Raw genomic sequence first — 12,038 nt, 5'->3', positions numbered from 1 at the left:
CATGCTCCGCGACGGGACCTTCTACGAGACCCGCACCCCCGAACCGGCCGCCGCATGACGCGCTCGACCTTGACGAAGGACATAGAGGCACCCCCTTCACCACCGCCGGGTCCGGTCGGGCACGGTGGGACCGGGGCGGGGCTCAGGGCTCCGAGGGCCGCTCCGTCCGGCCCTCACCCGTGGGGTACTGGGTGGAAGGGGCCGCTCGGGGCCCTGCCGGCACCAGGAACAACTCGTCCTCGAAGCACCAGGCCCATTCCTCGTCGGCGGCGAGCGAGACCGCCACCGGATGTCCGGTCGCGAGGTGGTGGGCATGGGCGTGGGCTCCGCGGGAGCTGTCGCAGCAGCCGACGTTCCCGCACGTCGCGCACCAGCGCAGGCGTCGCCACGTCCACCCCTTCGCCTCGCACACCGCGCAGACCGCGCCGACCGGAGGAGCCTGCGGGGCGGAAGACCACAGATGGCCGCAGGAGGATCCGCCCGGGCGCCCCCCGTCGGGAGCCACCCTCCAGACCGCCGCCCCGTCGGCCCCGTCGGCCCCAGGTGCTCCGGGCACTCCGGGCACGCTTGCGTCGGGGTGTTCCTTCGACACCGCTGACCACCTTCCTCACCGGGTCACGACGGGCGCGCCGGGCCCGGGACCGGAATGGACCGGGTCCCGGGCCGGGCGTCCGCCTCACTGGGGCATGAGCACCGTGTCGATGATGTACACGGTCGCGTTGGCGGTCTTGACGTTGCCGCAGACGACGGCGGCGGTGTCGTTCACCTCGTACGCGTCCCCGGACCCCGAAGTGGTGAGCGTGCCGCCTTCGAGGGTCTTGAAGGACCCGTCGGCCAGGTCCGCCTTCTGCACGGGCTCGCCCACCACGTGGTAGGTGAGGATCTCGGTGAGGGCGGCCTTGTCCGCCAGGACCTTGTCCAGGTCGGCCTTCGGGATCTTGGCGAACGCATCGTTCGTCGGCGCGAACACCGTGATGTCCTCCGCGTTGTTCAAGGTGTCCACCAGACCCGCCTTCTGGACCGCGGCCACCAGGGTCGACAGGGCCGGATTGTTCGACGCCGCCGTCGCCACCGGGTCCTGGGCCATCCCGTCGAACGAACCCGCACCGTCCTTCGGCACCGAAGCACACGCCGGACCGAACGGGCCGTCGCCGTCGTCGGCCGATGCCCGGGGGGCCAGGGCTCCGAGCGAGACCGCGAGGGCCGCGGCGGCCAGACCTGCCGGGACACGGCGTCGCATGAGCATGGTGGTCATGACGTGCTCCTCCCACCGGCCTCGGACCGAGCGGGCCGCGACCGTGGATCGCTTGTCCTCTCACCCACTCATTCGGCACGAAGGGGCTCTTCGGATGGGGTGGGCGGCAATTTTCTTCGCGCCGGGCAGAAGGGCACCGGCCCCCTGGGGAACCGCATCCGGAACGCTCCTTCCCGCCGAATCACCACGATGCGTCACCCGGACGCGGAAGGGATCGGGCCCGACATGGCACGTACGCACTGGCTCTTCGGCGACCAACTGGGCCCGGCCTTCCTCGCGGCGGGCGACGGCGGTCCCCCCGGCGACGCCCGCGTGTTGATGATCGAGTCGCGCGGGGTCTTCCGGCGGCGGCGCTTCCACCGGGCGAAGGCGCACTTGATCCTCTCCGCGATGCGGCACCGGGCCGTCGAACTCGGCGACCGGGTGACGTACGTGCGGGCGGACACCTATCGGGAGGGCCTGCGGCAGGCCGTGGGCGACGGGCCAGTGACCGTGCACCACCCCACGTCACGGGCGGCACTGGGCCTCGTGCGGTCCCTGGACCAGGTCACCGTCCTCCCCCCGCGGGGCTTCCTCGTCCGGCAGGAGGACTTCGCGGCCTGGGCAGACGGACAACGAAGCCTTCGCATGGAGGCCTTCTACCGTCGGGTCCGCCGGAACCACGACCTCCTGATGGAGGGCGGGGAGCCGGTGGGGGGCACCTGGAACCTGGACCACGAGAACCGGGAACCACCGCCGCGCGGAGCCCGGACGATCGGGGCCCCGACCCCCTACCGTCCCCGGGAGGACTCCATCGACGAGGAGGTGCGTGAGGACCTCGACCGCTGGGAACACGACGGGGACGTCTCCTTCGTCGGCCGCGACGGACCGCGGCTGTTTCCCGCCGACCGGCGGGAGGCGCTCACCGCGCTGCGCCGCTTCCTCCACCACCGGCTCGCCGGGTTCGGCGCGTACGAGGACGCCGTGCTCGCCGACGACGACACGCTGAGCCACAGCCTGCTCTCCTCGTCCTTGAACCTGGGGCTCCTCGATCCCGCCGAGTGCGTGGAGGGCGCGGAAGCCGTGTGGCGGGCGGGCGGGGCCCCGCTGAACTCGGTCGAGGGGTTCGTCCGACAGGTCGCCGGATGGCGCGAGTACGTCTGGCAGCTCTACTGGTACTTCGGCGAGGAGTACCGGACGTCCAATGCCCTGGGCCACACCGCCGAACTGCCCGACTGGTGGAACGAACTCGACGCGGACGCCGTGTCGGCCCGCTGCCTGGCGACGGCGCTGCGCCAGGTCAGGGACACGGGATGGACCCATCACATCCCCCGGCTGATGGTGCTGGGAAGCCACGCGCTCCAGCGGGGCTGGGACCCGGTCGCCGTGACCGACTGGTTCCACCGCTGCTTCGTCGACGGGTACGACTGGGTGATGCTGCCCAACGTCGTGGGCATGTCGCAGTACGCGGACGGCGGGAGGATGACCACGAAGCCGTACACCTCGGGCGGCGCCTACATCGATCGCATGAGCGACTTCTGCCGGGCCTGCCCGCACCGCCCGGACCGAAGGGTGGGGACGGACGCCTGCCCGTTCACCGCGGGCTACTGGAACTTCCTGCACCGGCACCGCGGCCGGCTCGTCCACAACGCCCGGATGTCCAGGGCGGTGCACGGCCTCGACCGCCTCAAGGACCTGTCGGAGCTGCTGGAACAGGAACGGCAACGGGGCGGCGGACCGCCGTGAGCCGACCCCGGTGCCGGCCCTCGGTGCCCGTGCTGGCCCCCACGGGGTTCCACCCCGAGGGGGCACGGCACCACCGTTCCGGCGCTCTTCGCGGCGGGTCCGGTCCGGGCGCCCGGACCGGAGCGGTCCCGGGTGCATCCAAGGTGCCCCTGCGCGCGGAAGCAGCAGTATGCGCACCCGGGTCGACGACCCCGTGGCGCAACGGACCGGACGAAAGGCGGAGGACGGCATGGCGATCAGTGTGGAGCGCAGCTTCGTGGTGCCCCGCGCCCGGTCAGAGCTCATGGCCTACCTGGAGGACTTCACCCGCACCGAGGAGTGGGACCCGGGAACGGTGTCCTGCGTGCGGCTCGATGACGGGCCGGTGCGGCCGGGCTCGCGCTGGCGGAACACCTCGCGCTTCCGGGGCCGGACGACCGAGCTCACGTACGAGCTCGTCGCACGCGAGCCCGCGCGCCTGGTGTTCGTCGGGGAGAACAAGACGGTGACCGCCCGGGACGACCTCACCTTCCGTGCCGAAGGGACCGGCACCCGGCTCACTTACCGGGCGACCCTGACGTTCAAGGGGCTCGCCCGGTTGGCCGCGCCGTTTCTGCGCACGGAGTTCGAGCGGCTCGCCGACGAGGTGGCGGAACGCCTCCCGGCCGTCGCCGCAGCGAGGCTCTGAGGACCCGCCCGGCTCCTGGAAGTCCCCCGCTTCCCCGTCGTTCCCGCATCAGCAGGGTGGTGACATGTCCGATTCTCTTCACGGGATCACGACCGGTGCGGTGGCACGACGGCTCGGGGTCTCACCGACCACGGTGCGTTCCTGGGAGCAGCGCTACGGCATCGGCCCCGCCGTACGGGAGGACGGTCGGCACCGGCGGTGGAGCCCGGCGGACGTGGCGATGCTGGAGGAGATGTGCCGGCTCACCGCCTCGGGCGTCCCGCCCGCCGAGGCGGCCCGTGCAGCCCGTCGGACCCGCTCCGGAGGGACGGCAGTGGTTGCCGGAGTGCCTCCCGTGGCAGAGGCGACGGACGTCGAACCGTCCGCCTACCCGCCCTCCGAGGGTTCTTTCCGTCCCGGAGTGGGCAGCGGGCTGCCGCTCGGCGCCGTACGGCAGGAATGCCGCGGCCTGGCCAGGGCCGCGGTGCGACTCGACGGTCCCGCCATGGAGGGACTGCTCCGGCAGGTGCTCGCGGAGTACCCGCTGGTCACCGCGTGGGAAGAGGTTATCGCCCCGACCCTGCACGCGGTGGGGCGGAAGTGGGAGTCCTCCGGCGACCGGTACGTCGAGGTGGAGCACCTGCTGTCCTGGCACGTCTCAACCGCGCTGAGGCGCGCCGTCCTCGCCGGGCCGGCGGCAACGGGCCCCACTGCTCCGGTCGTCCTCGCCTGTGCTCCGGCCGAGCAGCACACCCTTCCGCTGGAGGCGCTCGCCGCCGGACTCGCCGAACGGGGCCTGTCGGTCCGGATGTTCGGCGCGGCCGTCCCCGCAGAGGCCCTGGACGCGGCGGTGCGGCGCCTGGGCCCGGCCGCCGTCGCCCTCTGGTCACAGACCAGGTCCACGGCGAACCACGCCCTGGCCCGGCAGGTGGCGGGCACGGTGTTCGGCGTGCGGGGCGCGCGGACCGCTCCGCTGGTCCTGCTCGCCGGTCCCGGCTGGCTCGGTCGCCCCCTGGCTCCCGGTACCGCGCGCCCGAACGGGCTGCGCGAAGCGCTCGACGCCGTCTGCGGTCTGTACGGCGAACGGGCCGAATCCGTACGGGCGTAGGGCTTCCCCGGCCCGACCGGGGTCCGTGCTCCGCGATGGACGTGCGGGGCAGCCGGCGGCCCGCCGGGACGGTGGCCCAGGGCAGTGCCTCCCCCGACCGGCGCATCGTGGCGGTCCGTGCGCACGAGGGCCCCGCACCCCCCGGTCGTGAGGGGTGCGGGGCCCGCGGGGCGCCGCTTACTGGGGCATGAGGACGGTGTCGACGATGTAGACGTTGGCGTTGGCGGTCTTGACGTTGCCGCAGACGACCTTGGAGCTGTCGTTCACGGTGTACTCCTCGCCCGAGCCCTTCGTGGTGATCTTGCCCTTCTCCAGGGTCTCGAAGGAGCCGTTCTCCAGCTGCTGCGGGGTGAGCTTCTCGCCCACCACGTGGTAGGTGAGGATCTTGGTGAGGGTGGCCTTGTCCGCCAGGACCTTGTCCAGGTCGGCCTTCGGGATCTTGGCGAACGCATCGTTCGTCGGCGCGAACACCGTGATGTCCTCCGCGTTGTTCAAGGTGTCCACCAGACCCGCCTTCTGGACCGCGGCCACCAGGGTCGACAGGGCCGGATTGTTCGACGCCGCCGTCGCCACCGGGTCCTGGGCCATCCCGTCGAACGAACCCGCACCGTCCTTCGGCACCGAAGCACACGCCGGACCGAAGGGCTGGTCCATCGCCGGGGACGCCTCGGTCGAAGCGTCACCCGCGGCCTGGTCGGCGGCGGCGGTGGTGGTGGCACCCGCCGCGTCCGATCCCCCGTCGGAATCCGAACAGGCCGCCAGCGAGAAGGGCAGGAGGGCCGCGGCGGCCACGGCAACGGCGCTACGACGGACACGCAGGGCATTCATGGTTGTTGCTCCTTGAAAAGGGTTCTCTCGGTCCCGGGCGGACCGATCGGGGTGGTGTCGTCCGAACCGGGTCAGGGACCGGTCCGGTGGTCGGGGTGACGGTGGCGAGGACCCGGTGCGGGCCGCGCGCCCCGTCGACGGAGGGACCCCGGTCGCTTCCGACTGCGGGGCCGGGAACGGGCGTCCCGGGGCGCTGCTCCCCCGGGTGCGCCCTCGGCGGCCACCGGCCGGGCGACGGGTCGCGAGCGAGCAGCCCGCGACTCGACCGTCGGCAGCGCGGAAGGGCCGACGGCGAAGCCGGCCCGCGTGCTGCGGAAGGTGTGTCCGGTGTCCTCGTGGAAGCTGCTCACGCCTGTTGATTCGGCGACGACCGTCCGGCGGATGGGTTTGTCACCCGAAAGAGTGTTGGCCTTCTCCCACGGGCGGGGCGCGCCCACCGCGTCCTCCCTGCTCATGCGGCCTTCCACGCCCTTCGCGCCGGGGCCGACCTCCCCCTCGCCCCCTCTTGCGCGAACAGCGGGGAGCCGGCGGACCGTGCGCCCGGGGAGGGGACGGTCCGTCCCGGAGGGCGGAGCCCCACCAGACTCACTCGAAAGGGTTAACAAAAGGCGGGCTGGATGACGGATCGGCGGCCATCCGCACGCCCTTCCGCTACGAAGACCATGCAGACAGCAGCACCCGGCAGCACCTTCGGCCGCCCTCCGGCGGGCGGAGGACCGCTCTCCCGCAGAAGGACCAGCATGCGATGGACACCCCGCCCCCGGACGGCTCCACCGGACGGCTTCGTTCGCTCCCCACGGCCGGAGACCGCCCCGTGACCCAACCCCTTCCCTTCGGCACCCCGGGCAGGGCCGCACGAAGCGACCTCGTCGAGGTGATGCAGAAGGTCGCCCAAGGCGACAAAGAGGCCTTCTCCGCCCTCTACGACGCCCTCGCCCCCCTGGTCTTCGGCATCGTCCTCAAAGTCGTCCGCGACCGCTCCCAGTCCGAGGAGGTCACCCAAGAAGTCATGATCGACCTATGGCGCCAGGCCGGCCGCTACCAAGCCGACGCCGGCAGCGTCACCACCTGGGCGGCGACCATCGCCCACCGGCGGGCCGTGGACCGCGTCCGCTCCGCCCAAGCCGCCACGGACCGCGAACACGCCCGAGCCGCACGCGAACACACCACCGCCTTCGACGAGGTCTCCGAGCAGGTGGAAACCCGCCTGGAGAGCGAACAGGTACGCCGCTGCCTCCGCGGGCTGACCGAACTCCAGCGCCAGGCCGTGACCCTGGCCTACTACCGCGGACTCACCTACCGTGAAGTCTCCCAAGCCCTGCAGACCCCGCTTCCCACCATCAAGACACGCATGCGCGACGGACTGATCCGGCTCCGCGACTGCATGGGGGTGACCACGTGAAACAACACCACTTCGACCCGCACACCCTCGCAGCCGCCTACGCCCTCCACGCCCTCGAACCCGCAGAGCGGGAAGAGTTCGCGCGTCACCTTCCGCACTGTGCGGACTGCCGCAGGGAGGTGGCCGAGTTCGAGGCGACCGCGACGCGCCTGGCGTCCGCCGTGGCGCAGAACCCTCCGACCGGACTCAAGCAGCGGACCATGGCCGCCATCGACGACGTGCGCCAGTTGCCGCCGCGCACCGCCACGAGCGGTGCGACCGCGGGCTTCGCCCACCGGCTGAGGCGCAGGGCGCTGCCGCTCGCCCTCGCCGCCTGCATCGCCGCCGCGGCCGTCTTCGCCGGTCTCGCCGTCAAGCAACACCGGGAGAACGACGAGGCCCGGCAGCAGGCCCAGCAGGCGGAAGAGCAACTCGACGCCGTCAGCTCCGTACTGGCCGCCCCCGACGCCCGCGCCGCACACGGACGGGCGAGCAACGGGGCGCTGACCACCGTCGTCTCCTCGGACCGCCAGAACCAGGCGGTCTTCTCCGCCACCGGGCTGCCCGCCCCGCCCCGCGGCCACACCTATCAGTTGTGGCTCGACCAGGAGGGGACGATGGAGCCCGCCGGGTTCATCGACGAGGACGGCACCGTGGTCATCGACGGTGACGTCAGCGGAGCCACCGCGGTCGGTCTCACCGTCGAACCGGCCGGCGGATCCGCCCGGCCCACCACCCAGCCCCTGCTCTTGCTGGCCCTTCCCTCCTGACGCCCGGGGCAGGTCCGGACCACGACTCCGCCACGACCACCGCAGGAGCGGGCCGGGCCCCTCGTACGAGGAACGCCCGGCCCGCCTCCGTCCCCCCTCCCCGCGTCACGGGCGGGGCTGCGGGTGCGGGGGACCGGACGGGCGCCCTCCGGCAGCCGTTCCGCTCCGCTCCCGCGCCACGTCCAGGTAGTGGCCGGCCAGCGCCCGGGCCATGGCGGTCGACGAGTACCGGGAGCGCACGAGGCGCTGCGCGCGGGAGGCCATGGAGGTCGCCTCCTCGTCGTCGACCCGGAGCAGGCGGCGGAGTCCTTCGCCGAGTGCCCGCGCGCCGGAGGTGTCGAGCAACAGGCCGTTGACGCCGTCCACGAGGTAGTGCGGGACCCCGCCGCGGACGGGGCCCGCCACGAGCAGCCCCGCCTCCATCGCTTCGAGGACCGCGAGCCCGAACTCCTCCTTCGCGCTGGGGCACACGTACCGGGTGCGGAACCGGCTCCCCGGAGCGGCGAGGGAGCGTTCGAGCAGGCGCACGTCCGTGTTGGAGAGGGCGGGCAGGAGGACCAGCCGCCCGCGCGCTTCGGGGCAGCCGGCGACGGCCCGGTCGATGCGTTCGCGCATCACCCGCTCCACGGGGTCCTGGGCGAGCGGGCTGCCTCCGACGAGCACCAGGACCGAGTCCCGGTGGCACCCCGCACCGATCCAGGCACGGACCAGGACGTCCTGCTGTTTGACGGGGTGCAGTCGACCGACGCTGAGCAGCACCGTCGGTGCAGGGGGCCCCTCCGTGCCCGCCGCCCGGTCGATGGCACGGAGGAGCAGCTCGCTCCGACGGCCCCCGTCAGCGGGCGGCCGGTAGGGCGGGATTCCCTCGGGCGGGGCACTGGGGGCAGCACCGTCCTCCTCGTTCGCCAACTGCGGGAAGTGTCGGATCAGTTCGCATGCCTCCGCATCCCGTCCGGCGATGCCCACGACGCGATCGGCCCGCTCGACCAAGCGGTCCGCGAGGAAGACCCGGTGCAGATCGTGCCGGAGGGCGCCCGGATCCGCATCGGGCACGTCATGCCGCTCGGCCACCTGCCGGTGCGGATCCGGGGTGACGGTGAAGACCAGGCCGGCCCCCGTCCTCCGTGCCGCCTCGGCCAGGGCGAGCGAACCGTCGTCCGCGTAGCGGACGTGGAGCACGTCGACCGGCCTGCCCAACGCTCCGAAGAGCCTGGTGGCCCACCAGGCCGTCTCCTCTCGGTACCGCCCCATTTCCTCGGGGCGCACCTGGTGGGGGCTGTCGACCGGAAGCCTGAGGACCCAGTGTCCGGGCCCGCGTCGGTGCAGGAGGACCGGGTCCGCCTCCAGTTCCGGGCGACAGGCCGTCACCACCGTGACGACACCGGCGATGCGGTCGGTTCGGGCGAGGGCGTCTCCGAGGGAGCCCAGCAGGACGCTGAGGCCGCCGCTGAGTCCCTCGCCCGGGCGGTCGAGGTGCCCCAACAGCATGGACTGGGCGACGAGCGTCCCCGTCCGGAGCCCGAGGGGTTCCGGGGCGCTCGGGAGAGCGCCCTCCAGGGCGCTCCGCAGCACCCGTTCGTACGCGTCCGGCTCACCCCGTGCGCCGGCGGACGGGGGCGGAGTGCCGCCGTGGGCGGACAGCAGGCGCCAGGCCGCGTGCCTCACCCGCCGGTCCTTCCCGCGCGAGAGGGGCACGAGCTCGTCCGGGGGCAGGGGACGCAAGCGCTCGGCTTCGGCCAGGTCGAGCAGCAGGGGAAGGACGTCGGGGTTCCGGCTCGTGCGCAGGCCCTGCCGCACGGCGGCCACGGCCCTGAACCGGCCGTGGTGCCGGACCACGGCCGGCCACACCTCGAACACGGCCGCCCTCGTGCGGTCGTCGCCGGAGAGGAGCCGGACGCACTCCGAGGGCGTCGGGACCTCTCCGGTCCGCAGCCGGTGCCTCAGCCGGGCCAGGGCCAGGTCCCAGGAGGACGCGACCGCAGGGCGGCCGGCCGCACCGTGGTCCGGACGGTATTCCGCCTGGACCAGTTCGGCCAGCAGGTTCGGTGAGGCCGTGCGCCAGCGTGACGAACCGTGGGGGGTGCGCTTCCAGTAGGCGGCCCTGGCCGCCACGAACGGGTCGGACGGGTCGTCCTCCGGGTCTCGACGGGTGCGCTCGGCCGTGGCCACGGCCGGATGGGAACGGTTCATCGGAAACTCCTCGACGACGGTCGACAGCCAGTCCTTCGTCGACGGTCCGGGGCGCGGATGCACACGGGCGGCCTCCGGAGACGGCCCCCGACGGGTGCATCCGCGGGGCGGCGCGGGACGAAGAGGCCTGCATGGAGTTCTCCCGTCATGGTTCCGGCGACGACCGGGCACCCCGTGTCGTGGTCGTCAGCCCCCCGTTCCTCTCGCACGCCCAGCCCCTGTCCGTACTGGCGGGAGCGCTCGCCCGGGCGGGCTGCGCGGTGCACTTCGCCAGCGCGCCGGCCTTCGCCCCGCTCGCGCAAGCGGCCGGAGCGGGCTTCGTCCCGCTGACGGTGACCAGGAACGCCAACACGGGCGTCGCCCGGAAGACCGCGCAGGGCGCCCGGGAGGCGGAGCGCCTGGCGGAGTTCCTCGACTCCACCCGGCACGGAGCCGTGGCGACCCTGCTCACTCAGTCCCGCCACCGCGCCGAGGACCTCCTGTCGGAACCCGAGCGCGTCCTGGCCGATGTGCGGGCCCTGCACTCCCGTCTCGCGCCCGACTGGTACGTCGTGGACCAGCTGAGCTACCCGGTGACGCTCGCCCTGCACTGCCTCGGGCTCCGCTACGCCACGTTCTGTCCGGGGCACCCGACGTACGTGCCCCATGCGCCCGATGCGCTCTTCGGGGTTCCCTATGCGTGGCCCCGGGCCATCCGGCCCGCGGAGGAGGAACTGATCGCGTTGCGGCGCGCGGCGCGGGCCAACGACACGGCGTTCACCGAGCAGTTCGCGACGGTGGCGCGCGCGCACGCGCCCGCGGCCCGGCCACCGGGTCGGGCCTTCGCCCTGACCTCGCGGCAGGCGGTGGTGTTCAACTACCCGCACTTCCCGTGGCTTCCGGAACGCCCTGCGTGCGACACCGGCTTCTTCTACGGGGGGCACTGCTCCCCCGCCCGGGAACCCGGCCCGGGGCCGGCCTGGGAAGCGGTGGTGGACCGATTGCGGGGGTCGTGCGCCCGGTTGGTGCTGATCGCCCTGGGCACCTTCCTCTCGGCCCGCGACGACGTCCTGGACGTGCTGGTCCGGGGCCTGCTCTCGCACGTGCCGGACACGGCCGTGGTGGTCGCCGCGGGCGACCGCGCACCGGCGCTGGCGCACTGGTCGGGGCCGCGGGTGCACATCGCGGACGTCGTTCCGCAGCGCTGGCTCTTGGAGAGGGTCGACGCCATGGTCCACCACGGTGGGAACAACTCCTTCACCGAGTGCCTGGCATCGGCGACCCCCGCGCTCGTCCTGCCCTTCTCCAGCGATCAGTTCTCGATCGCGCACGACGCCGAGCGGGCCGGACTGGCCGTCTGCCTCGATCCCTCCCGGCTGCGGCCGCAGGCGGTCGGGGCGGCGCTGCGTCAGTTGCTCGCCGGGCCTCCCGCCGGCCTGCCGCGGTGGTCCCGGGAGGTGCGGAGGCGCGGCCCCGACTGGATGGCCCGGATGCTCGTGCGGAAGATGACGGCGTCGCCGCCGGTGGCCCGGCCCGGTCGGCGGGAGCCGGTCAGGCCTGCTCGGCGACGAGACGGGCGAGCGTGCTGAGCGCCCGTCTGGTGTGGCTCTTGACCGTGCCCAGCGGAAGGCCGAGGAGCCGGGCGATCTGCGGCTGGGTGAGGTCGAGGTAGTAGGCGAGGAAGAGGACCTCGCGCCGCCGGTCGGGGAGACCGGCGACCAGGGACGCCAAGCCGAGCCGTTCCACCGCTCCGGCACCGGTGTCCGGACCCTCCGCGGCCGGTCCGCGGAGCAGGCGGCGGAAGCCTTCCTGCCGCCGCACGAAGGCGGCCGACGCGTCCGCCGCCTTGTGGGCGGTGATGCCGTGGAGCCAGGGTCCGAGCCCTCCGCGACGGGGACAGTAGCGTCCGGAGTGCAACCAGACGTCGGCGAAGACCTGCTGGACGACGTCCTCGGCGTCCTGGAGGTCGAGGCAACGGCGCCTGGCCCAGCGGAGCACCACCGGGTACCAGTCGCCGTAGATGGCGTCGAAGCCGTCCCGCACGGTGTCGCCGTGCGGGACGTCGGTGGGATGGGTGCGACAGTGCCCGCACGCGGGCGAGGAGGAGACTTCGGGCATCGGCCGGTTCCGGAGCAGTCCGGGGACAGGGAAGGGGT

Annotated in this window: 11 protein-coding genes; 6 read left to right on the top strand and 5 right to left on the bottom strand. The window is 73.2% G+C overall.

Going from position 1 to position 12,038, the window contains the following annotated elements:
- Nucleotides 1-142: 142 nt before the first annotated feature.
- Both ACFW22_RS12610 and ACFW22_RS12605 read right to left on the bottom strand, forming a co-directional pair.
- Nucleotides 143-592 carry a UBP-type zinc finger domain-containing protein gene (locus ACFW22_RS12610; protein WP_386402188.1) on the bottom strand — a complete coding sequence of 150 codons (450 nt, stop codon included), beginning with the start codon at nt 590-592 and terminating at the stop codon, nt 143-145.
- 84 nt (nt 593-676) lie between these two features.
- On the bottom strand, nt 677-1,255 hold the full coding sequence (locus ACFW22_RS12605) for a fasciclin domain-containing protein (protein WP_386402185.1): 579 nt from the start codon (nt 1,253-1,255) through the stop codon (nt 677-679).
- A gap of 225 nt (nt 1,256-1,480) precedes the next feature.
- Between ACFW22_RS12605 and ACFW22_RS12600 the strand changes: the two genes are divergently transcribed.
- The 3 genes from ACFW22_RS12600 to ACFW22_RS12590 all read left to right on the top strand — a co-directional run bounded on the left by ACFW22_RS12600 (nt 1,481) and on the right by ACFW22_RS12590 (nt 4,734).
- Nucleotides 1,481-2,980, top strand: a complete 1,500-nt coding sequence (locus tag ACFW22_RS12600; protein ID WP_386402182.1) for a cryptochrome/photolyase family protein — start codon at nt 1,481-1,483, stop codon at nt 2,978-2,980.
- A 229-nt stretch (nt 2,981-3,209) separates the two neighbouring features.
- On the top strand, nt 3,210-3,647 hold the full coding sequence (locus tag ACFW22_RS12595) for an SRPBCC family protein (protein ID WP_386402179.1): 438 nt from the start codon (nt 3,210-3,212) through the stop codon (nt 3,645-3,647).
- 64 nt (nt 3,648-3,711) lie between these two features.
- Nucleotides 3,712-4,734, top strand: coding sequence for a MerR family transcriptional regulator (locus tag ACFW22_RS12590; RefSeq protein WP_386402176.1), 1,023 nt, complete (start codon nt 3,712-3,714; stop codon nt 4,732-4,734).
- Between the two features lie 177 nt (nt 4,735-4,911).
- Here ACFW22_RS12590 and ACFW22_RS12585 read toward each other — a convergent pair whose 3' ends face one another.
- A complete protein-coding gene (locus ACFW22_RS12585; RefSeq protein ID WP_386402173.1) occupies nt 4,912-5,562 on the bottom strand; it encodes a fasciclin domain-containing protein in 651 nt (216 codons plus the stop codon).
- Nucleotides 5,563-6,376: 814 nt separating this feature from the next.
- Between ACFW22_RS12585 and sigK the strand changes: the two genes are divergently transcribed.
- Together sigK and ACFW22_RS12575 are read left to right on the top strand one after the other, a co-directional pair.
- Nucleotides 6,377-6,964, top strand: coding sequence for an ECF RNA polymerase sigma factor SigK (sigK, locus tag ACFW22_RS12580; protein WP_386402220.1), 588 nt, complete (start codon nt 6,377-6,379; stop codon nt 6,962-6,964).
- On the top strand, nt 6,961-7,713 hold the full coding sequence (locus ACFW22_RS12575) for an anti-sigma factor domain-containing protein (RefSeq protein WP_386402170.1): 753 nt from the start codon (nt 6,961-6,963) through the stop codon (nt 7,711-7,713). The genes sigK and ACFW22_RS12575 overlap by 4 nt, the downstream gene beginning before the upstream one ends.
- Nucleotides 7,714-7,818: 105 nt before the next feature.
- Here the strand turns inward: ACFW22_RS12575 and ACFW22_RS12570 are convergent, their stop codons facing one another.
- Nucleotides 7,819-9,903, bottom strand: coding sequence for a glycosyltransferase family 4 protein (locus ACFW22_RS12570; RefSeq protein ID WP_386402167.1), 2,085 nt, complete (start codon nt 9,901-9,903; stop codon nt 7,819-7,821).
- Nucleotides 9,904-10,034: 131 nt separating this feature from the next.
- Between ACFW22_RS12570 and ACFW22_RS12565 the strand changes: the two genes are divergently transcribed.
- Nucleotides 10,035-11,471: a glycosyltransferase gene (locus ACFW22_RS12565; RefSeq protein WP_386402164.1), complete on the top strand. Its 1,437-nt coding sequence runs from the start codon at nt 10,035-10,037 to the stop codon at nt 11,469-11,471.
- Here the strand turns inward: ACFW22_RS12565 and ACFW22_RS12560 are convergent.
- Nucleotides 11,434-12,000 (bottom strand): RNA polymerase sigma factor, encoded by a 567-nt coding sequence (locus ACFW22_RS12560; RefSeq protein WP_386402161.1) that lies wholly within the window; start codon nt 11,998-12,000, stop codon nt 11,434-11,436. The two genes, ACFW22_RS12565 and ACFW22_RS12560, sit on opposite strands and share 38 nt — an antisense overlap.
- Between the last annotated feature and the right edge of the window lie 38 nt (nt 12,001-12,038).

This window comes from Streptomyces sp. NPDC058872 (assembly GCF_042743065.1).
GTDB lineage: Bacteria > Actinomycetota > Actinomycetes > Streptomycetales > Streptomycetaceae > Streptomyces.
This window is presented reverse-complemented; position numbering and strand designations above follow the sequence as displayed.